This is a genomic window from Blastococcus sp. SYSU D00922 (assembly GCF_054050495.1).
This window is the reverse complement of record NZ_JBJGZL010000019.1, coordinates 14650-35578: the sequence shown is the minus strand read 5'-3', so window position 1 is coordinate 35578 and position 20929 is coordinate 14650. Positions and strand designations below refer to the sequence as shown.

Genomic DNA, 20929 nt, shown 5'->3' with positions numbered 1-20929 from the left:
GGCCAGCCAATACCAGGCTGAGGGGTCCGGCAACCGCGGTGCGACCAACCGTGGGGCGGTGGCCACCACCACGTTTCGGCCGCTCCGGGACGCGGGTAAACGGGTGCGGTTGGGCGGCGTCCGAAACCACCGGGACACCGCCCGTCGGGTCCCGGTGGGACCCTTGGATGATGGACGGCCGCGACCCGATGCACGGGGCGCCGGCGACGAAGGAGCGGACGACGGATGGTCGACTCGAGGGGTGCCCTCGCGCAGGACGGGCGACGTGCGGAGCGGCTGGAGCTGCGCGTGCCCACCACCGCGACCCAGCTGCCCGCGGTGCGGGCCATGGCCGGTGACCTCGCGATCCGGATGGACTACGACCTCGACGCGGTCGAGGACCTGCGCCTGGCGGTCGACGAGGCCTGCGCGACGCTGAGCCAGATCGCGGCCGGCGACTCCCCGCTCACGGTCATCTTCGAGACGACCCGGGCCGGGCTGCACATCGAGGCGTGGGTGCCCACCGCCGAGGGCGTCGAGGTACCCCGCGACGGCTTCGGCTGGGCGATCCTCGCCACCCTCGTCGACAACGTCGACGCGCGGCGCTCCACGCAGGACGCCGTCCCGGGTGGCGACGGCAGCCCGACGCCCGTCGGGCTGATCGCCATGGACAAGTACCTCCCCGGCCAGCACCCGAACGACCTCGGGAGCGGAGCCGACCGGAACCTCTCGGTCGCCCAGTGAGCCGGTCGCCGTCGACCGACGAGATCCCCGTCGTGGACGTACCGGTGCCCGACCAGAGGTCCGAGGGCCCGCGTCCCGCGGCCGACCCCGCTCCCGCGGAGGACGACATCGCTGCTACCGATCCGGTCGACCCGGAGCCGGTGCCCGACCCGCGGGCCGAGGACGGCGACGTCCCCGCCGCGGAGAGCACGCCGGACGCCGCTCCCGTGTCGGACAACCGGCGCCGCGCCGAGCGGACCGCTCCGCTGTTCGCGGAGCTGGCGACGCTGGACAAGGACGACCCGCGGCGCGAGCGGCTGCGCGAGATCCTGGTGGAGGAGCACCTCCCCCTGGTCCGGCACTTCGCGCGGCGCTTCAGCAACCGCGGCGAGCCGTTCGACGACCTGCTGCAGGTCGGCACCCTCGGGCTGATCGCGGCGATCGACCGGTTCGACCCGACCCGCGGCGTCGAGTTCCTGTCGTTCGCGGTGCCGACGATCACCGGCGAGATCAAGCGGCACTTCCGCGACCAGGGCTGGTCGGTGCGCGTCCCGCGCCGGCTCCAGGAGCTGCACCTGTCGCTCAACGCCGCTGTCGGCGAGCTGGCGCAGAAGAACGGCCGGGCGCCGACGCCGTCGGAGCTGGCCGAGCACCTGGGCATCCCGCGCGCCGAGGTCCTCGAGGGGCTCGCCGTCGCCAACGCCTACCGCAGCAGCTCGCTCGACGAGCGGCTCTCGGGTGAGGACGACTCCCCCACCCTCGCGGCGACGCTCGGCGAGGAGGACGCCGCGCTCGAGGGCGTGGAGTACCGCGAGTCGCTGCAGCCCCTGCTGGCCACGATCCCGGCCCGCGAGCGCCGCATCCTGATCCTGCGGTTCTTCGGCAACATGACGCAGTCGCAGATCGCCGCCGACATCGGCATCTCGCAGATGCACGTGTCGCGGCTGCTGAGCCAGACCCTCGCCAAGCTCCGCGAGGGCCTGCTCAAGGACTGACGGGAGGGACTTCCCGTGCAGGAAGTCCCTCCCCCGTCCTAGGGCTGCGCTCCGTTGCCGTCGGCCGGGCCGATCTCGCGGATCTCCTCGGTGACCTGGCTCAGCGGCGGCGGGGTCGGGACCGCGGGCGTGGTGTCGGCGATGCTCGACAGCTCGATCTTGGCCTCGGGCTGGTCGGCGGCGCGGGGCAGGTGCGACTCGAACCAGCTCGTCGTGTCCAGCCCGCCGTCCTTGGCGCCCGCGCCGCCGCCGTTGCCGGCCGGGGCGACGTCCATCCAGGACTTCCCGCCCTCGGCGCCGCCGAGGTTGGCCAGGCCCTCCAGCGCCTTGCTGAACTCGCTCGGGACGATCCACATCTTGTTGGCGTCGCCCTGCGCGATCTGCGGGAGCGTCTGCAGGTACTGGTAGGCCAGCAGGCCCTGGTCCGGCTTGCCGTCGTGGATGGCCTGGAAGACCGTCTCGATGGACTTGGCCTGGCCCTGCGCCTGCAGGAACAGGGCCGCCCGCTCACCCTCGGCGCGCAGGATCCGGCTCTGCCGCTCGGCCTCCGCCTCGAGGATCGCGGCCTGCTTCTTGCCCTCCGCCGACAGGATCGCCGCCGCCTTCTGGCCCTCGGCGGTGGTGATGGCCGACTGCCGGGCGCCCTCGGCCTGCAGGATGATCGCCCGCTTGTCGCGGTCGGCGCGCATCTGCTTCTCCATGGAGTCGCGGATCGACGGCGGCGGGTCGATCGCCTTGATCTCCACGCGCGCGACGCGCAGGCCCCACGGCCCGGTCGTCCCGTCGAGCACCGAGCGCAGCTGGCTGTTGATGCCGTCGCGGCCGGTCAGCGCGCCTTCGAGGTTGAGCCCGCCGACGACGTTGCGCAGCGTCGTCGTCGTCAGCTGCTCCATGCCGGTGATGTAGTTGGCGATGCCGTAGACGGCCAGCCGCGGGTCGGTCACCTGGAAGTAGACGACGGTGTCGATGCCGACCTGCAGGTTGTCGGAGGTGATGACCGGCTGCGGCGGGAAGGAGATGACCTGCTCGCGCAGGTCGATCGTCGCCCGCACGCGGTCGATGAACGGCACGAGGATCGACAGGCCGGGCGAGAGGGTCCGGCTGTAGCGGCCCAGCCGCTCGACGACCTTGGCCTGCGCCTGCGGGACGATCGTGACGCTCTTCGCGATCACGACGATCACCAGCAGCGCGACGACGATCAGTGCGATGAGTGCCGGTTCCACGGCGGGCTCCCTTCGTCGGGGGTCGCCGGCGATCCTCCCGCGCGGAGCGCCCCGCGATCACTACATCTTCGTTGCGTTCACTCCAGCGCGTCCCCCACGACCGCCGTGGCCCCCTCGACCTGCAGGATCCGGACGGTGTGGCCGACGGCGAAGGTCTCGCCGCTGTGCTGGCTGCGGGCGGTCCACTCGTCGGCGCCCATGCGGATCCGGCCGCCGGAGGAGTCGATCTCCTGGGTCACCTTCGCGGTGCGGCCGATCAGCGTGTCGACGCCGTCGAGCTGCAGCGGCGTCCGCTCCGTCAGGTGCTTCTGCGCGATCGGCCGGACCAGCGCCAGGAGCACACCGGAGACGGCGATGAACGCCACGAGCTGCAGGACGGTCGCGCCACCGAGCAGGGCGACCGTCATGCCGCCCAGCGCACCGCCGGCGAACATCAGCAGCACCAGGTCGAGGCTGACCACCTCGCCCGCTGCGAACAGGCCGGCGGCGATGAGCCAGAGCAACCACGCAGCCATGAGCGGAGTTTGGCAGACGACGGGGTGCGGGGTGGGCCTCGTCTCACCCCCTGCTGCCGAACTGATACCGACCGGTCCGGCGTCGTAGCCTCGCTGGGTGCACGACTTCCCCGCCGGACGCTTCGCCGTCTGGGCGACGGCCTGGCTCGGCGGCCGCGCCGCCTACGACGAGGCCCTCGACGCGATCACCGGTTCCACCGCGCACAGGGTGTCCGGCCTGCCCGGCAGCGCCGAGGCGGTGCCGCTCGGCTGGGCCCTGACCGCGCTCCGCGGTCTCGGCGAGCGCCGTTTCCGGCTGGTGCTGCCCGTGGCCGGCGACGTCCGCGGCCTGCCGCGGGCCCCCGGGCTGGCGCCGCTGGCGCTGGAGTCGGGTCAGGCCGCCGTCGGCGAGCACCTCGCGCTGGTGCCGGAGCCCCTCGGCCCGGAGGTCGTGCAGTGGACGGCGTTCCCGCTGGCCGGCCTCCCCCCGGTGCCACCGCCGGCCGAGGGCAACCTGCGCGCCGTGTCCGGGGCGCTGGACCTCGCCGTGGGCGACACCGCCCGCGCGCTCGCCGGGCTGGACCTCGCCCGGTGGAACCCCGAGGTTCCGGCGCTGCTGGCCGGCCTGGCGAGGGCGTCGGGGGCTCCCGGGCTGCCGCACGACCACGACCCGGTCGCGGTGTCGGTCCTCGGCCGGGCCCAGCGGCTGGCGAAGGTGCTCGACCTCGCGATGGCCGACGCCCCCGGCGGCGCGGTCAACCACTCGCAGGCCGCTGCCCGTGACGAGGCGCTGCGCCCGCTGGCGCAGTCGGTGCGCGAGGCCATCGCGGCGGCGTTCAACGCGGTCCCCCGGTGAGCCGGGCGCGACGAACCGTCTAGGAGCGCACGCCGCGTCTGGCTAGCGTCGTCGGGCATGACAGCAGCGCCCCAGACGACGATGAACCGGGTGATCCACGGTGCCGTCCGCCGCGACCTGGATCGCCTGTCGACCGCCCTGGGGAAGCTGAGGGACGGCGACACCGCGCGCGCCCAGGCCCTGGAGCGCGCCTACGCGAACCTGCGCACCGAGCTCACGCACCACCACGAGGGCGAGGACACCTACATCTTCCCGATGCTCGCGCGGATCGGCGTCGACCAGGGGCTGCTGGACGCCATGGAGTCCGAGCACCACGCGATGGCCGAGGCACTGGCGGAGACGGCGGGCGCGATGACCACGGTCGCCCGCACCGGGTCCTCGGCCGATGCCGCCGTGGCGCAGGCGAGCGTCGTCCGGACCCGGGAGGTGGTGGAGCGCCACCTGCGGCACGAGGAGGACGAGCTCGAGCCGCAGCTGAACCCGCACCTCGAGTCGCCCGAGTGGAAGGCGGTCGAGAAGAAGCTGCGCAGCCAGCCGCTCGGCGTCGCCGGCCGCTTCTTCGCGTGGGTGACCGACGGCATGAGCGACGAGCACCGGGCCTTCCTGAAGAAGACCGTGCCCACTCCGGTGGTCACCGTGCTGGCGAAGACCTTCGGCCGCCGCTACTACAAGGACGTCGCCCCGACGTGGAAGGAAGCTCGGAACTGAGCGCTGGAGATCGCGGCGAGTGGGGCCCGGAGGGTCCCGCGCAGCCGCGACGCAGCGGCTCCGCTCAGCTGGGGGACGGCTCCTGGCCGCGGTGGAGGCCGGCAGGCCGACCGGACACATAGCAACAGCTAGCGGGGCAGTTGGTGCCCAGCCGCGGGAGGCCACCGGCGCGGCGCTCCTCGAGGAGCACCCGCAGCGACTCGACGAACGCCGGGTGGGTGCCGGCCGTCGCCGCGCGGGCGAAGGCCAGCCCGAGCTCCTCCGCCGTCTCCTTGGCCTCGTTGTCGAGGTCCCAGATGACCTCGAGGTGGTCGCTGACGAAGCCGATCGGGAAGAGGACGACGGCGGTCTCGCCGGACGCCGCGAGCGTCCGCAGGTGGTCGTTCACGTCGGGCTCCAGCCACGGCACCGACGGCGGGCCGCTGCGGCTCTGCCAGACCAGGTCGAACTCCCGGCCCGGCGCTGCCTCGGCGACGACCCGCTCGGCAGCGGCCAGCAGTTCCGCCTCGTAGGCGTGCCCGTCCGGCCCGGCCACGGCGGCCATGGAGTCCGGGATGCTGTGCGCCGTCGCGACCAGGCGGGCGGTGCCGCGCAGCTCCGCGGGCAGGGTGGCGATCGCGGCGGCCAGGGCGTCGGCGTTGGCCCGCACGAAGCCCGGGGTGTCGTAGTAGTGCGGGAGCTTCTCCGCCGTCGGGCCGCCGCCGGACGAGACCCGGGCCCGCGCGATGTCCTCGTGGTACTGCCGGCAGCCGGAGAACGAGGCGTAGGCGGAGGTGGCCAGCACGTAGACGTGCTCGATGCCGTCGGCGGCCATCTGCGCCCACGTGTCCTCGACGTAGGGCGCCCAGTTGCGGTTGCCCCAGTAGACGGGCAGGTCGACGCCGGCGTCGGCGAGGTCCTTCTCGAGGGCCGCGATCAGCGCCTTGTTCTGGTCGTTGATCGGGCTGACGCCGCCGAAGTGGTGGTAGTGCTCGGCGACCTCCTCGAGCCGCTCGCGCGGGATGCCGCGGCCGCGGGTGACGTTCTCCAGGAACGGCATGACGTCGTCGTGGCCCTCGGGCCCGCCGAAGGAGAGCAGCAGCAGCGCCTCGCGGCGCCCGGCCGGGGCCGGCTCGGTGGACGGTTCGGCACCGCCGTTGTTGCGGACGGCGAGCGACGGGTCCTCGTCGGGACGCTGACCGGCAGGGGTGATGTCGACGGTTGCGCGTGGCACAGCGGTTCTTCTCTCTGAGGGGGTCGTGCGGATGCGCTCACACGCCGACGGCGTGGAAGCCTCCGTCGACGTGCACGATCTCGCCGGTGGTGGCGGGGAACCAGTCCGACAGCAGGGCGACGACGGCCTTGCCCGCGGGCTCGGTGTCGGTGACCGACCAGCCGAGCGGTGCGCGACCCTCCCACGCCTCCTCGAACTGGGCGCTGCCGGGGATGGACTTCATGGCCATGCTGCGCAGCGGGCCGGCGGCGACGATGTTGGACCGCACGCCGTCCGGACCGAGCTCGCGGGCGACGTAGCGGCTGACCGACTCCAGCGCCGCCTTGGCCGCGCCCATCCAGCCGTAGACCGGCCAGGCGACGGACGCGTCGAAGGTCAGGCCGACGACGGACGACGGGTTGGCCAGCAGCGGCCGGCAGGCCTGGGTGAGCGAGGCGTAGGACCAGGACGAGACCTGGAAGGCCGTCGCGGCGTGCTCCCAGGCGACCTCGGGGAAGCCCTCGCCCATGGCCTCCTGCGGGGCGAAGCCGATCGAGTGGACGACGCCGTCGAGCGAGTCGAAGCCCTGCTCGCGCAGCCGGTCGGCCAGCGAGCCGAGGTGCTCGGTGTTGGTCACGTCGAGCTCGACGACCGCCGCCTCCTGCGGCAACCGCTTGGCGATCCGCTGGCACAGCGAGAGGGCACGCCCGAAGTTGGAGAGGACGACGGTGGCGCCCTGCTCCTGGGCCAGCCGGGCCGTGGCGAACGCGATCGACGCCTCGGTCAGCACGCCGGTGACGAGGACCTTCTTGCCGTCGAGGATGCCGCTCATCAGTGCCCCATTCCGAGTCCGCCGTCGACCGGGACGACCGCCCCGGTGATGTAGCCCGCCGCATCGCTGGCCAGGAAGCGCACGACGCCGGCGATCTCGTCCGAGGAGGCGTACCGGCCCAGCGGCACCTGCCCCAGGATCTCCTGCTGCCGCTTCTCGGGCAGCTGCGCGGTCATGTCCGTCTCGACGAAGCCGGGGGCCACGACGTTGGCGGTGATGTTCCGGCTGCCCAGCTCGCGGGCGATCGAGCGGGCCAGGCCGACCAGGCCCGCCTTGGACGCCGCGTAGTTGGTCTGGCCGGCGGAGCCGAGCAGGCCCACGACCGACGACACGAAGATCATCCGGCCCGAGCGGGCGCGCACCATCTTCGCGCTGGCCCGCTTCGCCACCCGGTAGGCGGCGGTGAGGTTGGCGTCGAGGACGTCGGTGAAGTCGTCCTCCTTCATGCGCATGAGCAGGCCGTCGCGGGTGATGCCGGCGTTGCTCACCAGCACCTCGACCGGTCCCTGGTGCTCCTCGACCTCGCTGAAGGCGCGGTCGACGTCCTCGGCGCTGGTGACGTCGCACCGGACGCCGAACAGTCCGTCCGGCGCCCCGCTGCCGCGGTGCGTCACCGCGACGGAGTCACCCGCCTCGGCGAAGGAGCGGGCGATGGCCAGCCCGATCCCCCGGTTGCCGCCGGTCACCAGCACCGATCTGCCCACGTGCCACTCCCCTGCCGGCTGCCTTGTCGACTCCCGAACCTAGTCGGTGGCCGCAGGTCGCACCGCCTACCGGCGAGTACGTGATCACCGCCTCACGCGAGCGGGCTAGAGGTTGCGGCCGCAGGTGGGCCAGGCGCCCTTGCCCTGGACGGCGAGGACCTTCTCCGCGATCGCGATCTGCTGCTCGCGCGTGGCCAGGTCGGCCCGGGGCGCGTACTCGCCCCCGCCGAACGAGGTCCACGTCGACGCGCTGAACTGCAGCCCGCCGTAGTAGCCGTTGCCGGTGTTGATGCTCCAGTTGCCGCCGGACTCGCACTGCGCGACGGCGTCCCAGTTGCGGCCCGACGGAGCGGGAGCGGGCGCGGGCGCCGGGCTGCCACCGCCCGTCGAGGAGGGCGCGGACGACCGGGAGGCCCGCTCGGCGTCGCGCTGCTCCTGCAGGTCGACGAGCGTGGCCTGCACCTGGCGGAGCTCGCCCTGGGCGGCGTCCTGCCGCGCCTGCACGTCGGCCAGGACCCGGTCGGCGGCCGTCCGGGCCGCCTCCGCCGACTCGAGCGCGGACCGCGCCGCCGACTCCAGCCGGTCGGCCTCGGCGACCGCGTCCTGCGCGGTGGTCCAGGTCTCGTCGGCCCGGTCGCCCGCCGCCTCCGCGACCGACACGGCGGTGGACCGGTGGTCGCCGGCGGCCGCGAGGAGGGCCGCGCGCTCCATCATCTGCGCCGGGCCGTCCGCGGTGAGCAGGCCCTCGAGGAGCGGGGACGACGACCCGCCCATGTAGCTGGAGCGTGCGAACCGGGCGACGTCGTCGCGCGCGCCGGCCAGCTCCTCCTGCGCGCGACGGGCCTCGGCCGCGGCGGCCTCGGCGTCGCTCCGGGCGTCGGCGGACGCCTGCTGGGTCGATGCGACCTCGGCCTGGGCGCGCGCGGCCCGTGCGCTCGCCTCCTCGGCGGCGGTCCGGGCCGCGCCCATCTCGACCAGCAGGCGGTTCACCTCGGCGGCGGCGTCCTCGGCGGCCTGGGTGACCGCTCCGAGGTCGTCGCCGGGCGCGGCGGAGGCCGTTCCGGGCGAGGCGAGGAGCCCGAGTCCGACGGCGAGGCAGGCGGCGGCGAACCGCCGGCCCGTGGGCGTGCGCGTTCCGTCCATGGCCCCCCACGCTCCCCTCGCTCGATCGATCCGGCCACCCGGGAGGGACGTCGACCGGCCGCCCGGACGACTTGAGAGGGCCGCTGTGCTGCCTCCCGCGGGCGGGTGACTTGCGACGTGCAGGCAAATTCCTGCATGATTGCGCCGTGTCGGAAAACCTCACCCCGGTGTTCAAGGCACTGGCCGATCCCACGCGCCGGCAGCTGCTCGACCGGCTGCACGCGCGCAACGGCCAGACGCTGGGCGAGCTGTGCGGGTCGCTCGACATGGCGCGCCAGTCGGCCTCCCAGCACCTCTCCGTCCTGGAGGCGGCGAACCTCGTCACCACCGTCTGGCACGGCCGGGAGAAATTGCACTACCTCAACCCCGTTCCGCTGCACGAGGTGCAGGAGCGGTGGATCTCCACGTTCGAGACGCCCCGGCTGCGCGCGCTGCGCGCGATCGGGCAGGCAGCAGAGGAGCAGGCGATGAGCACCCCGCCCACGTACGTCTACGTCACCTACGTCAAGGCCAGCCCCGAGCAGGTCTGGCACGCGCTCACCGACGCGGACCTGACCGCCCGCTACTGGGGCCACCGCAACGAGTCCGACTGGCAGGAGGGCTCGACCTGGGAGCACGTCCGCACCGACGGGTCGGGCATGGCCGACGTCGTCGGCACGGTGCTGGAGGTCCGGCCGCCGGAGCGGCTGGTGGTCACGTTCCCCGGGTCGGACGAGCAGCGGAACGGGACGCCGTCACGGGTGACCTTCACGATCGAGCCGCACCAGGACATCGTGCGGCTGACGGTGCGCCACGAGGACATCCCGACCCAGGCCGACCTCGAGGCGCTGTCCGCCGGCTGGCCCGCCGTCCTGGCCAACCTGAAGTCCCTGCTCGAGACGGGCGACGTCCTCCCCCAGGCGCCGTGGGAGATGCACGCCGAGCTGCGCGAGGCCCAGATGGCACGCACCGACACCTGAGACCTCACCGCTTGGCCTGACCAACCGCCTGGGACCGTGGAGGCGTGCACTCCTCCCCCCAGCCCCGCGGCCTGGTGCCCGTGCTGCTCTTCGTCGGCACCGTCGTCGCCGTCATCAGCAGCCTGGGTGCACCGCTCATCCCGGCGATCGCCGCGGCGATGGAGACGTCGCTGCCCGACGCGCAGTGGGCCCTCACCGTCACGCTCCTCGTCGGGGCGGTCGCCACGCCGGTGATCGGCCGCCTGGGTGACGGCCCGCACCGCCGCGCCGTCGTCCTCGCCGTCCTGGCCGTGGTCACGGCCGGGGGCGTGCTGGCCGCGCTCCCGCTGGGCCTGGGCTGGCTGATCGCCGGCCGGGCGCTGCAGGGCTTCGGGCTCGGCCTGACCCCGCTCGCGATCGCCACGGCCCGGGAGGCGCTGGCCGGCGAGCGCTCGCGCCGCACGGCCGCCGCGCTGTCGATCACCGTCGTGTCCGGGATGGGGCTCGGGTACCCGCTCGCCGGCCTCGTCGCCGAACTCGGGGGCGTGCACGCGGCCTTCTGGGCCGGAGCGGGCGTGAGCGCCGCTGCCCTGGTGGCGGCCGCGGCGGTCCTGCCGGCCTCCCGCATCACGACGTCCCGGTCCGTCGACGTCGTGGGTGCGGTGCTCCTGGGCGCCGGGCTGGGCGGCCTGCTCCTGGCGCTCGCCGAGAGCGAGGTGTGGGGCTGGGCGTCGCCAGGCACCTGGCTGCTCGTCGCCGGCTCGACGCTGGTGCTGGCCGCCTGGGCGGTGTGGGAGCTCCGGACGCCGTCGCCGCTGGTCGACCTGCGGCTGGCGCGGGGCAGCACCGCGGCCACCGCCCACGCGACGGCTCTCATGGTCGGCCTGTCCAACTACCTGCTGCTCCTGGCGGTGCCCGTCCTCGCGCAGGCGCCGCGAGGCGACGAGCCGGGGTTCGGCACGTCGATCGTGGTCGCGGCACTGACCCTGCTGCCCTTCTCGGCCGCCAGCGTGCTCGGCGGGCGGCTCACCCGGCTCCTGGCCGACCGTGCCGGCCCGCACGTCGTGCTGCCCGCCGCGGCGCTCGTGCAGAGCGGCGCCTTCATCCTGTTCGCCTTCGGGCGGGCCGAGCTGTGGCTGCTGTTCGTCGTCATGGGCATCGCCGGGCTCGGGGTCGGGGCCGCCTTCGCCGCCTTCCCCGGCCTCGTGATCTCGGCCGTGCCGCCGTCCGAGACCGGCAGCGCCATGAGCCTCAACCAGGTCCTGCGCTACGCAGGCTTCTCGATCGGCAGCGCGCTGGCGGCCGCCGTCCTGGCCTCCGCCACCCCGGACGGCAGCCCCGCCCCTCTGGACCGGGGCTACACCACGATCGCCGCGATCGGCTTCGCGCTCTGCCTGCTGACCGCGGTGCTCGCCTGGCTGGTGCCGACCCGCGGGAACCGGCGGCCGTCGGACGCGACGGCCGGGCAGCCGGCGGCGGCCTGACCGCCGGCACCGCGACACCCGGGCGTCACATGGGCCGCGCGCGCCACCCGGTCAACATCTGACGAACGGGAACGGTCCGTCTCGTTCTTCTCGCCGTGCCGCAACACGCTTCCCGCTGCTTACTGTCAGTACCAACGGGGGCGCAGCACGTAGCCGAACGGCGAACGGTCCGGGCGTCCTCCACCGTCAGCGAGAGGAACGACATGACCTTCCCCCAGCGCTCCGCCGCCGCGACCCTCCCCCGCCAGGCCGCCTACGGCCAGCGCCCCGCCCTCCGGCCGACCGTGCCCGGCGCCCGTCCCGGGGCCCCCGTCATCCCGGCCGGCATGCGTCCGCAGCAGCCGGGCCTCGCCCCGATGGCGCAGCGCCCGATGGGCCAGCGCCCGCAGGGTCAGGTGCCGGCCCAGCGGCCCGTCGTCACCTTCCTCACCGTCGCCGAGGTCGCCGCGATCATGCGCGTCTCGAAGATGACCGTGTACCGCCTGGTCCACGGTGGGGAGCTGTCCGCCGTGCGCGTCGGCCGCTCCTTCCGGGTCCCCGAGCCGGCCGTCCGCGAGTACCTCTCCGAGGCGCGCACCGACGTCGCCTGACGGCGTCCCGGTCAGGCGACCGGGTCGCCGGCGATCGCCGGGTCGATGAAGAAGTTGTCGCGGAACAGCCCCGTCGGGTCGTAGCGCCGCTTCAGCTCCCGGAGACGGGCGAGGTGGGCCGGCGGGAACGCCCGCGCGACAACCTCGGCGCCCGTGGCGGACTCGAAGCTGAGGTACATCCCCTCGAAGTGCGGCAGGAGCTTCTCCCACCACCGGTCGAGCCCTGACGCCTCCGAGCCGAAGGCGGCGACGGAGAAGTTCGCGGCCCGCCAGCCGTACGCAGTGGCATCCGCGGGCACGTCCGACACCGCTCCCCCGACGGCGCGCACCTGGAAGAAGTACGAGGCGCCGGCCTCGAGCATCGCCGCCGCGTCCCGGGCGAACCCGGGGGTCAGGTGCTCGATCAGACCGGAGTGGGACAGGGGCTCCCCCCGCCCCTGCTGCGGGGCCTCGCTGAACGTCGCCCCCATCACCTGGTCGTACGACCCGAGCCCGACCGACTGGTCGACCAGGGGTGCGACGCCGGCGATGGGCTGCAGCCGGGCGATGATCGTCTCGGGGTCGTCGGAGTCCACGACGAGCATCGCCTGGGCGTACTGCCGGCCACCGGCACCGCCGCCGAGGATGACCTCGCCGCTCACGCTGCGGTCGGCGGCCTCGATCGCCGCGCCCCACCGCTCGAGGAACCCGGCCGGGTCGGCGACGTCGAAGACCAGTCGGGCGAAGGCGACCTGCCCCACCTGCGGCGCCTCGAACTCGAAGGCGACCACCACCCCGAAGTTCGCGCCCGCACCACGCACGGCCCAGAACAGGTCGGCGTTCTCCGTGGCGCTCGCGGTGACCAGCGAGCCGTCGGCGAGGACGACGTCGACGCTGCGGAGGAGGTCGATGGTCAGGCCGTGCTGGCGGGCGAACCAGCCCACGCCGCCCGCGGTCGCCAACCCGCCCACGCCGACGCCGCCGTAGTCGCCGCTGGTGATCGCGAGACCGTGCGGCGCGAGCACCCGGGCGACGTCGATCCACCGCGCGCCCGGTCCGACGCGCACCCGACCGGATCCGGCGTCGAGGACCTCGACCGCGTCCAGGGCGCCGACGTCGATCACCAGCCCGCCGTCGTTGAGCGACCGCCCCGAGAGGCCGTGACCGGCGCTGAAGACGCCGAGGGGGACGTCGCGGTGCCGGGCGGCGACGCCCACCGCCTGCTGCACCTCCTCGACCGTGCGGGGGCGCAGCACCAGACCGGGCGAGCCACCCCGCAGGTAGCTGGAGGTGTAGCGGGCGTAGCCGGGATCGCCGGGCTCGACCGCCCGCGCGGCCAGGGCGGGAGGCAGGCCGTCGTAGTCGATGTGCGGACGGCGCTGCGAGAGTGCGATCGAGGGGCGCACCCGGTCGGGCACTGTCACGCCGGTGCGGCCGCGCTCGCGGTCCACCTGCTCCCGCACCGCCGGGGCGACCTCGCCGGCGAACCGCCGCAGCACCCGCGGGTCGTCGCCCATGACGATGAACGTGCTGACGCCGTCCTCCAGGGCCATGCGGGCGAGGTCGTCGGCCGTCTCGTCCGGCGACACGTTGAGCAGCCGGACGACCTCGCTGGGATCGCGGCCGGCGTCCCGGGCAGCCTGGTCGATGGTCCCGTTGCCGCGCGCGAGGTCACCGGGCTGCAGGTAGGGCAGCGACGGCAGCCAGCCGTCCCCCGTGGCGCCGACCAGGCGCAGCATCCTGGGCTTGTAGGCGCCGATCCACACGGGGATGTCGTGCGCGGGCGCCGGCCCCCGCTTCGCGCCGTCCACCGCGTAGTAGTCGCCGGTGGACCGCAGCGGCCGCCGCTCCCCCGGGGTCCAGATGCCGCGGATCACCTCGATCGCCTCGGCCAGCGCCTCGACGCTCTCCCCCGGCGTGAGCCGACGTCCGCCCATGGCCTCGATCGCGTCCCAGAAGCCGCCGGCGCCGATGCCGAGGCTGACCCGCCCCTCCGAGAGCAGGTCGAGGCTGGCCGCCGAGCGCGCCAGGACGGCCGGCTGCCGCAGCGGCAGGTTAAGCACGTTGCCCGACAGGTGCACGCGCTCGGTGCGCGCGGCCACTTAGGCCAGCAGCGTCCAGGTGTCGTGGAAGGAGGGCTGGTAGGGGTGGTCCTGGAACGTGACCAGGTCCAGCCCGAGCTGCTCGGACAGCAGCGCCAGCTCGACCGGCCGGCCCGCGGGTGCATTGACGGGTGAGATGAAGGAGCCGAAGCGCAGCGGGTGTCCGTAGTCAGGCATGCGACCAGCGTCGGCCCTGCGCTCCCGGCCTGGCAAGCAGGCGGTAACCGACTTACGATGGGTAAGTGACTCGAACGCGAGCCCAGCACACGGGCTGGGAAGTCATCGACGACGCGGAATGCCGCCGCACCGCCGACGTCGTGGAGTTCGTGGGTCGCCGGTGGAACAGCGGGATCCTGCTGGCCCTCGCCCGTGGAGCGAGCAGGTTCACCGAGATCACGGCACAGGTGCGGGGGCTGTCCTCGCGGATGCTCGCCGTCCGGCTCCGCGAGCTGGAGGACGTCGGTCTCGTGGACCGGATCGTGGAGCCCACCACCCCGGTCTCGGTCCGGTACTCCCTGACCCCGCGCGGGCGCGACCTGCTCGCGGCACTGCAGCCCCTGGTGACCTACGGGCAGCGCTGGGAGTCCAGCGGCGGGTAGCCGGATGGCGGCGCCGGCTCCAGCAGAGCACCCGCCCCGCCGGAGCCGGCCGCTCGACGTCAGGACCGGAGGAAGGCCAGGAGGTCCGCGTTGATCGTCTCGGCCTGCGTGGTGGGCATGCCGTGGGGGAAGCCGGCGTAGGTCTTCAGCGTGCCGTTCGGCAGCAGCTCGGCCGAGAGCGGCCCGGAGTCGGCGTAGGGCACGACCTGGTCGTCGTCGCCGTGCATGACGAGCACGGGCACGGTGATCTTCTTCAGGTCGTCGGTGAAGTCGGTCTGGGAGAACGCGACGACACCGTCGTAGTGCGCCTTGGCGCCGCCCATCATCCCCTGCCGCCACCAGTTCTGGATGACCGCCTCGATCGGTTCCACGCCGGGCCGGTTGAACCCGTAGAACGCGGTGGATGCGAGGTCGCGGTAGAACGCCGACCGGTTGGTGGCCACCTGCTGCTGGATGCCGTCGAAGACGCTCTTGGGCAGCCCGCCCGGGTTGGCGTCGGTCTGCACCATCAGCGGCGGCACGGCGCTGATCAGGACCGCCTTGGCGACCCGGTCCTGGCCGTGCCGGCCGATGTAGTGGGCCACCTCGCCACCACCGGTGGAGTGCCCGACGTGGACGGCGTCGCGCAGGTCGAGGTGCTCGGTCAGCGCGGCCAGGTCGTCGGCGTAGTGGTCCATGTCGTGCCCGTCGCTGACCTGCGCCGAGCGCCCGTGGCCCCGGCGGTCGTGCGCTATGACGCGGTAGCCCTGCTGCAGGAAGAACATCATCTGGGCGTCCCAGTCGTCGGCCGACAGCGGCCAACCGTGGCTGAAGACGATCGGCTGGCCGCTGCCCCAGTCCTTGTAGAAGATCTCGGTTCCGTCGGCGGTGGTGATGACGGGCATGGGTGAGCCTCCTGCTCTGGCTGGACGGGTCGTGTTCCGGTCCCGACGCTAGGGCCGGCGGATGTCCGGGAGGTGTGCCTTGAGTGACGGGCTGCGGACCCTGCCTGCCGCCCCGGCGACGCTCGCGGACGCCTTTACACCGAAACCACCGGGAGCCACCATCGCTCCGGTCAGAAGCCTCGCCTGGTCGTCCCGCAGGGAGCGCCGGTGGTCACCCTCCTCGACACCGACGGGCTGGATCCCGCCGCACGCCGGCCGGCCCGGGTCGCCGAGCGGCTCGAGGCGGTCCTGGTCTCCCGCATCCGCTTCGCCGACCCGCGCCAGCCCGCGCGGGCCCGGCTCGACGCCTGGGAGCTCGGTGGCGTCTCGGTGGTGCGCCTGGAGCTGTCCGGCGAGCTGACGCTGAGCCGCTCACGTCGTCAGATCGGCTCCGATGCGGCGCCGGTGGTCTCCTTCGCCGTCCAGGAACAGGGCGTCGCCCTGCACGAGCACCTCGGCCGCCGGCGCGTGGTGCCGCGCGGCAGCCTGGCCGCGACCGAGGTCACGTCCCCCTTCCGGTACCACTGCTCCGGGCCGGGCGTCTGCCGGGCGGTGCAGTTGCCCGTCGACCGTCTCGGGCTGCCCGTCGATGTGGTCCGCCGAGCCCTCCCCCGTGTCCACCGCAGCCCCCTCTACGGGTTGGTGCGCGTCCACCTGGCGCAGCTGAGCCGGGATGCGGAGCTGCTGTCCTCCGATGCGACCGCGCCGTCGGTCGCCGCCGCGACCTTCGACCTGACACGTGCGCTCCTCGCCTCGGCCGGCGCCGCCGGCCGGTCCGTGGACGACGTCGTCGAGGAGACCCTGCTGACCCAGGTCCGCAGCTACGTCAGGCAGCACCTCACCGAGCCGGGCCTCGGCGTCGAGCAGATCGCGGCGGCGCACGCCATCTCGGTCCGCCAGCTGTACCGGCTCTGCGCGGCGGCCGACTTCAGCCTCGAGCAGTGGACGATCCGCCAGCGGCTGGAGGGAGCACGCAGGGACCTCTCCGACCGGGCCCACCGCGATCGACCGATCGCCGTGGTCGCGCGGCGCTGGGGTTTCACGGACCCCTCGTACTTCAGCCGCCGCTTCCGCCAGGCCTTCGGGACGACACCTCGCGACTGGCGGCGCAGCGCCTCGATCACCTCGGCTCCCCCGGCGTGGTGGTCCGGGCGCACGACCCCGGCGACCGCGGGGGCCTAGCCGCGAGGTCGTCGCCCTGGCGCTCGTGGATGCGAGGACGGCTGGCCACGCCGCTGCGCTCCTCCCCGGCCGTTCGCCCGTTCGTCGAGGCCCTAGCCTCGGGGCATGCGTGCCGTGCAGATCACCCGCTTCGGCGGTCCCGAGGTCCTCGAGCTCGTCGACGTCGCCGAGCCGGAGGCCGGTCCCGGCCAGCAGCTGTACGACGTCTCGACGGCGGGCGTGAACTACGCCGACACCCACCAGATCGAGAACTCCTACCTCGCCCAGCAGCAGCTGCCGCTGATCCCGGGTGCCGAGTTCGTCGGCACGCCGGTCGGCGGCGGGCAGCGGGTCGTCGGGCTGCTCGACGGCGGCGGCTATGCGGAGCGGGTCGTCGCGCACGACCCCCTCACCTGGGCGGTGCCGGACGGCGTGAGCGACGAGCAGGCGCTGGCCGTCGTCCTGCAGGGGGCGACCGCGTGGCACCTGCTGCGCACCAGCACGCACCTCGCCGCGGGCGAGTCCGTCGTCGTCATCGCCGGTGCCGGCGGCGTCGGCAGCCTGGCGATCCAGCTCGCGAAGCACTGGGGCGCGGGCCGGGTCATCGCCACCGCCTCCAGCGCGGAGAAGCGCGCCCTGTGCCAGGAGCTCGGCGCCGACGCCACCGTCGACCCCGCGCTCGCCGAGGACGACCCCAAGGCCTTCACCGCCGCCCTCCGCGAGGCCAACGGCGGCAAGAAGGTCGACATCGTCCTGGAGATGACCGGCGGAAGGGTCTTCGACGGCGCGATGTCGGCGCTGGCCCCGTTCGGCCGGCTCGCCGCCTACGGCATGGCCGGCCGCGTGCCGCCGAAGCCGGTGCAGGCACCCTCGCTCATGGGCACCAGCCGCGCGGTCATCGGATTCTGGCTGGCCCACTGCATGGCGCGCCCGCAGATGATGGACGCCGCGATGCACGACCTGCTGCCGATGGTGGCTGACGGCGTGCTGAGGCCGGTCGTCGGCGGGCGCTACCCGCTGTCGCAGGTGCGCCAGGCGCACGAGGACCTGCTGGCCCGCCGGTCCACCGGCAAGCTCGTCGTCGACCCGAAGGCCTGATCCACGAGCTTTCTGTACAGAAAGCTCACACGAGGCGGTTGGTCCAGAAGAGGCTGAGGACGGCGCCCAGCAGGGCGAGGACGACACCCACGCGGACGAACCAGTAGCTGACGTCCTGCGGCTCGGTCGTGTAGCCGATCTGGCTGCCCAGGTCGGCGTACACCTCCTCCAGCTCCGCGGCGCTGGCCGCCTCGCTGTAGCTGCCGCCGGTGGCGTCGGCGATCTCCTCCAGCGTCGCCCGGTCGACCGGGACGGGCACCGTCTCGCCGTCGAGGTCGAGGGTCCCGTAGTCGGTGCCGAACGCGATCGTCGAGACCGGGACGCCGGCCGCGCGGGCGGCGTCGATCGCCTGGGTGTCCTCGCGGCCGACGGTGTTGTAGCCGTCGGACAGCAGGACGATCCGGGCCGGAGCGGCCTCCTCCTCGGCCGCCTCGAGCGTCGACTGGAAGTTCTCGATCGCGCTCAGCGAGGTGAACACCGCCTCGCCGATCGCCGTCGCCTCGGCGAGGTCGAGGTTGTCGATGGCGCCCGACACCTGCACCCGGTCGGTGGTCGGCGGCACGACGGTGGTCGCCGTCCCGGCGAAGGAGACCAGCCCGAGGTTGATCCGCTCGGGCAGGACGTCGACGAACTCCTTCGCCGCCGTCTGCATCGCCCGGAAGCGGTCGGGCTCGATGTCGGTGGCCTGCATCGACAGCGACACGTCGACCGCCATGATCACCGTCGCCCGCTCGCGCGGCACCCGAACCTCGGTGCTCGGGACGGCCAGGGACACCACGAGCGTCGCGATCCCCAGGGCGACGACGGCGAACGCCAGGTGGCGCTTCCAGCCGGGGCGCTTGGGCACGAGCGAGCCCAGCAGCGCCACGTTGGTGAACCGGGCCGCGTAGGCCTTCCGCCGCAGCTGGATCACGACGTAGAAGGCGACCAGCGCGGCGACGGCCAGCAGCGCCAGCAGCCACAGGGGTGACTGGAAGGTCATCGGGACGCTCCTCCGCTGCCTGCGCGCCGGCGCTCGGCGACGAACCTGACGACGTCCATGAGCCAGTCGCGGTCGGTCCGCAGCCGCAGGTGGCCGGCTCCCGCGCGGCGCAGGGTGGCCGCGACCTCCTCGCGCTGGGCGGCGGCGCCGGCGGCGAACCGGGCGCGGAACTCGGCGTTGCCGGTCGGCACCTCGAGCGTCTGGCCGCTCTCCGGGTCGACGACGGTCAGCAGGCCCACGTCCGGGAGCTCGAGCTCGCGCGGGTCGACGACCTCGATGGCCAGCAGGTCGTGACGGGTGCCGAGCCCGCGCAGCGGCCGCTCCCAGTCGCTGTCGCCGAGGAAGTCGGAGATGACGACGACGAGGCCGCGGCGCCGGTGCGGCCGGCGCAGGGTCTCCAGGGCGGCCGCCAGGTCACCGCGCCGCCCGCTCGCCGCCCGGGGGGTGGCGACGACCGAGCGCAGCAGCCGCTCCGCCGCCAGCCGCCCGGGCATGGCCGGGTAGCGGTCGACCCGCTCCCCCGTCGTGACGACCGCGCCCAGGCGATTGCCGCCGTGCACGGTCAGGTGGCCCACCGCGGCGAGGCCGGCGATCGCGAGGTCGCGCTTCTGGCAGTTCGCCGTCCCGAAGTCGAGGCTGGCGGACAGGTCGACGACGGCCCAGGTCTCCAGCTCGCGGTCGGCGATCGTCTCGCGGACGTGCGGCACCTGGGTGCGCGCGGTGACCGGCCAGTCCATCCGCCGGACGTCGTCCCCGGGGTGGTAGGTGCGGGAGTCGCCGGCCTCCGAGCCGGACCCGGGCACGAGGCCGAGGTGGTCGCCCTGCAGCAGGCCGTCGAGCCGCCGCCGCACGGTGAGCTCCAACCGGCGCAGCAGCACGTCGGCGGGACCGTCGGTGAACCGCGGCGGCGCGCCGTCGCGGTCGTCGCCACCCGGCTCGACCGCGGAACCCGGGGTCGCCGGGTGCAGGAGCAGCCCCGGGTGCTCGGGTCCGGGCTGGGGCTGCTGGCTCGCCCGACGACGCAGGATCACGCCGGGTGGGGCCCTTGTGCGTACCCGTTGGACGACGGCGCGGCCGGGTGCTCCGGCGCCTGCTGCGGCGGGCCCTGCGGGGGGCCGAAGTGCGGGACGTGCGGGCCGCCCGGGGACCCGGGCCCGAAGCCCGTCGCGTTCTGCCGCGGGGCGACCTGCGGCAGCGGGACCGTCTGCACGATGCGCTTGACGATGTGGTCGGCCGGCACGCCGTCGGCCAGCGCGTCGTAGGACAGCACCAGGCGGTGGCGCAGCACGTCCGCGGTCACGTCCAGGACGTCCTGCGGGAGCACGTAGTCGCGGCCGCGGACCAGCGCGAGGGCCCGGCTGGCCGCGATCAGGCCGAGGGAGGCACGCGGGCTGGCGCCGTAGGACACCCACGTCGCGACGTCCTCCATGCCGTGCTCGCGCGGCGTCCGGGTGGCGACGACGAGGCGGACGACGTAGTCGACGAGCGCGTGGTGGACGAAGACCTGCGACGCGGCCTTCTGCAGCCGCGGCAGCTCGCCGGGGCTCAGGACCGTCTCGGGCACGGGCGGCTCGGAGCCCATGCGGTAGACGATCTCCCGCTCCTCCTCGGGGCTCGGGTAGTCGACGAGCACCTTCATCAGGAACCGGTCGCGCTGGGCCTCGGGGAGCGGGTAGACGCCCTCGGACTCGATCGGGTTCTGCGTGGCCAGCACGAGGAACGGGTCGGGCAGCGGGTGCGTGACGCCGCCGATGGAGACCTGCCGCTCGGCCATGACCTCGAGCAGCGCCGACTGCACCTTGGCGGGCGCGCGGTTGATCTCGTCGGTCAGCACGAAGTTGGCGAAGACCGGCCCGAGCTCGGTCTCGAAGGCGTCCTGCCCGGCCTTGTAGATCCGGGTGCCGATGATGTCGGCCGGGACGAGGTCCGGGGTGAACTGCAGGCGAGCGAACCTGCCGCCGACCGCGGTGGCCAGCGTCTCGACGGCGAGGGTCTTCGCCACGCCGGGCACGCCCTCGAGGAGGACGTGGCCGCGCGCCAGGAGAGCGACGAGCATCCGCTCGACGAGGCGGTCCTGCCCGACGATGACGCGCTTGATCTCGAAGAGGACCCGCTCGAGCCGCTGCGCGTCGACCGACGGGGGCACCGGTGCGGGGGTGGTCTCGATCGGCGTGCTGGCAGCGCTGCTCACGGGGCTCCCTGGTCGTCGACGGGGCGGTGCGTC

At 74.0% G+C, this 20929-nt stretch carries 22 protein-coding genes; 10 read left to right on the top strand and 12 right to left on the bottom strand.

Features of this window, described 5'->3' with window-relative positions; genetic code table 11:
- Window positions 1-225 precede the first annotated feature (225 nt).
- Together ACI78T_RS19575 and ACI78T_RS19570 are read left to right on the top strand one after the other, a co-directional pair.
- The gene (locus ACI78T_RS19575; RefSeq protein ID WP_456559801.1) at window positions 226-723 is read left to right on the top strand and encodes an ATP-binding protein; all 498 of its coding nucleotides are present in this window, start codon (window positions 226-228) and stop codon (window positions 721-723) included.
- Window positions 720-1697 carry an RNA polymerase sigma factor SigF gene (locus ACI78T_RS19570; RefSeq protein ID WP_456559800.1) on the top strand — a complete coding sequence of 326 codons (978 nt, stop codon included), beginning with the start codon at window positions 720-722 and terminating at the stop codon, window positions 1695-1697. The genes ACI78T_RS19575 and ACI78T_RS19570 overlap by 4 nt, the downstream gene beginning before the upstream one ends.
- 38 nt (window positions 1698-1735) lie before the next feature.
- Here ACI78T_RS19570 and ACI78T_RS19565 read toward each other — a convergent pair whose 3' ends face one another.
- Together ACI78T_RS19565 and ACI78T_RS19560 are read right to left on the bottom strand one after the other, a co-directional pair.
- Window positions 1736-2920 carry an SPFH domain-containing protein gene (locus ACI78T_RS19565; protein ID WP_456559799.1) on the bottom strand — a complete coding sequence of 395 codons (1185 nt, stop codon included), beginning with the start codon at window positions 2918-2920 and terminating at the stop codon, window positions 1736-1738.
- A 77-nt stretch (window positions 2921-2997) separates the two neighbouring features.
- Window positions 2998-3435: an NfeD family protein gene (locus ACI78T_RS19560; protein WP_456559798.1), complete on the bottom strand. Its 438-nt coding sequence runs from the start codon at window positions 3433-3435 to the stop codon at window positions 2998-3000.
- Window positions 3436-3532: 97 nt separating this feature from the next.
- On the opposite strand from ACI78T_RS19560, the gene ACI78T_RS19555 reads away from it, so the two are divergent.
- Both ACI78T_RS19555 and ACI78T_RS19550 read left to right on the top strand, forming a co-directional pair.
- Complete coding sequence (locus tag ACI78T_RS19555; protein ID WP_456559797.1) at window positions 3533-4270, top strand: hypothetical protein; 738 nt, start codon at window positions 3533-3535, stop codon at window positions 4268-4270.
- A 57-nt stretch (window positions 4271-4327) separates the two neighbouring features.
- Window positions 4328-4978, top strand: coding sequence for a hemerythrin domain-containing protein (locus ACI78T_RS19550; RefSeq protein ID WP_456559796.1), 651 nt, complete (start codon window positions 4328-4330; stop codon window positions 4976-4978).
- 64 nt (window positions 4979-5042) lie between these two features.
- Here ACI78T_RS19550 and ACI78T_RS19545 read toward each other — a convergent pair whose 3' ends face one another.
- From ACI78T_RS19545 to ACI78T_RS19530, 4 genes are all read right to left on the bottom strand, one after another.
- Complete coding sequence (locus ACI78T_RS19545; protein ID WP_456559795.1) at window positions 5043-6191, bottom strand: ferrochelatase; 1149 nt, start codon at window positions 6189-6191, stop codon at window positions 5043-5045.
- A 37-nt stretch (window positions 6192-6228) separates the two neighbouring features.
- A complete protein-coding gene (gene fabI, locus ACI78T_RS19540) occupies window positions 6229-7002 on the bottom strand; it encodes an enoyl-ACP reductase FabI (protein WP_456559794.1) in 774 nt (257 codons plus the stop codon).
- Window positions 7002-7706, bottom strand: coding sequence for a 3-oxoacyl-[acyl-carrier-protein] reductase (gene fabG / locus ACI78T_RS19535; protein ID WP_456559793.1), 705 nt, complete (start codon window positions 7704-7706; stop codon window positions 7002-7004). Before fabG ends, fabI begins: the two co-directional genes overlap by 1 nt.
- A gap of 105 nt (window positions 7707-7811) precedes the next feature.
- Window positions 7812-8849 carry a transglycosylase family protein gene (locus ACI78T_RS19530; RefSeq protein WP_456559792.1) on the bottom strand — a complete coding sequence of 346 codons (1038 nt, stop codon included), beginning with the start codon at window positions 8847-8849 and terminating at the stop codon, window positions 7812-7814.
- 146 nt (window positions 8850-8995) lie between these two features.
- Here ACI78T_RS19530 and ACI78T_RS19525 point away from each other — a divergent pair, with 146 nt between their 5' ends.
- The 3 genes from ACI78T_RS19525 to ACI78T_RS19515 all read left to right on the top strand — a co-directional run bounded on the left by ACI78T_RS19525 (window position 8996) and on the right by ACI78T_RS19515 (window position 11861).
- Window positions 8996-9808, top strand: a complete 813-nt coding sequence (locus tag ACI78T_RS19525; RefSeq protein WP_456559791.1) for an ArsR/SmtB family transcription factor — start codon at window positions 8996-8998, stop codon at window positions 9806-9808.
- 44 nt (window positions 9809-9852) lie between these two features.
- Window positions 9853-11271, top strand: coding sequence for an MFS transporter (locus ACI78T_RS19520; RefSeq protein WP_456559790.1), 1419 nt, complete (start codon window positions 9853-9855; stop codon window positions 11269-11271).
- Window positions 11272-11474: 203 nt separating this feature from the next.
- Complete coding sequence (locus ACI78T_RS19515; RefSeq protein WP_456559789.1) at window positions 11475-11861, top strand: helix-turn-helix domain-containing protein; 387 nt, start codon at window positions 11475-11477, stop codon at window positions 11859-11861.
- Between the two features lie 11 nt (window positions 11862-11872).
- Here the strand turns inward: ACI78T_RS19515 and ACI78T_RS19510 are convergent, their stop codons facing one another.
- Both ACI78T_RS19510 and ACI78T_RS19505 read right to left on the bottom strand, forming a co-directional pair.
- Window positions 11873-13942 (bottom strand): LLM class flavin-dependent oxidoreductase, encoded by a 2070-nt coding sequence (locus ACI78T_RS19510; protein WP_456559788.1) that lies wholly within the window; start codon window positions 13940-13942, stop codon window positions 11873-11875.
- Window positions 13943-14119, bottom strand: a complete 177-nt coding sequence (locus ACI78T_RS19505) for a hypothetical protein (RefSeq protein WP_456559787.1) — start codon at window positions 14117-14119, stop codon at window positions 13943-13945.
- 65 nt (window positions 14120-14184) lie between these two features.
- On the opposite strand from ACI78T_RS19505, the gene ACI78T_RS19500 reads away from it, so the two are divergent.
- Window positions 14185-14541, top strand: coding sequence for a winged helix-turn-helix transcriptional regulator (locus ACI78T_RS19500; RefSeq protein ID WP_456559786.1), 357 nt, complete (start codon window positions 14185-14187; stop codon window positions 14539-14541).
- A 59-nt stretch (window positions 14542-14600) separates the two neighbouring features.
- On the opposite strand, the gene ACI78T_RS19495 is transcribed toward ACI78T_RS19500, so the two are convergent.
- Window positions 14601-15425, bottom strand: coding sequence for an alpha/beta fold hydrolase (locus tag ACI78T_RS19495; RefSeq protein WP_456559785.1), 825 nt, complete (start codon window positions 15423-15425; stop codon window positions 14601-14603).
- A gap of 207 nt (window positions 15426-15632) precedes the next feature.
- Here ACI78T_RS19495 and ACI78T_RS19490 point away from each other — a divergent pair, with 207 nt between their 5' ends.
- Both ACI78T_RS19490 and ACI78T_RS19485 read left to right on the top strand, forming a co-directional pair.
- On the top strand, window positions 15633-16646 hold the full coding sequence (locus tag ACI78T_RS19490; RefSeq protein ID WP_456559784.1) for a helix-turn-helix domain-containing protein: 1014 nt from the start codon (window positions 15633-15635) through the stop codon (window positions 16644-16646).
- A 105-nt stretch (window positions 16647-16751) separates the two neighbouring features.
- Complete coding sequence (locus tag ACI78T_RS19485; protein ID WP_456559783.1) at window positions 16752-17723, top strand: quinone oxidoreductase family protein; 972 nt, start codon at window positions 16752-16754, stop codon at window positions 17721-17723.
- A gap of 25 nt (window positions 17724-17748) precedes the next feature.
- On the opposite strand, the gene ACI78T_RS19480 is transcribed toward ACI78T_RS19485, so the two are convergent.
- The 3 genes from ACI78T_RS19480 to ACI78T_RS19470 are packed head-to-tail and all read right to left on the bottom strand — an operon-like array spanning window position 17749 to window position 20896.
- Window positions 17749-18705 carry a VWA domain-containing protein gene (locus ACI78T_RS19480; RefSeq protein WP_456559782.1) on the bottom strand — a complete coding sequence of 319 codons (957 nt, stop codon included), beginning with the start codon at window positions 18703-18705 and terminating at the stop codon, window positions 17749-17751.
- A complete protein-coding gene (locus ACI78T_RS19475) occupies window positions 18702-19736 on the bottom strand; it encodes a DUF58 domain-containing protein (RefSeq protein ID WP_456559781.1) in 1035 nt (344 codons plus the stop codon). The genes ACI78T_RS19480 and ACI78T_RS19475 overlap by 4 nt, the downstream gene beginning before the upstream one ends.
- Complete coding sequence (locus ACI78T_RS19470) at window positions 19733-20896, bottom strand: AAA family ATPase (protein ID WP_456559780.1); 1164 nt, start codon at window positions 20894-20896, stop codon at window positions 19733-19735. Before ACI78T_RS19470 ends, ACI78T_RS19475 begins: the two co-directional genes overlap by 4 nt.
- Between the last annotated feature and the right edge of the window lie 33 nt (window positions 20897-20929).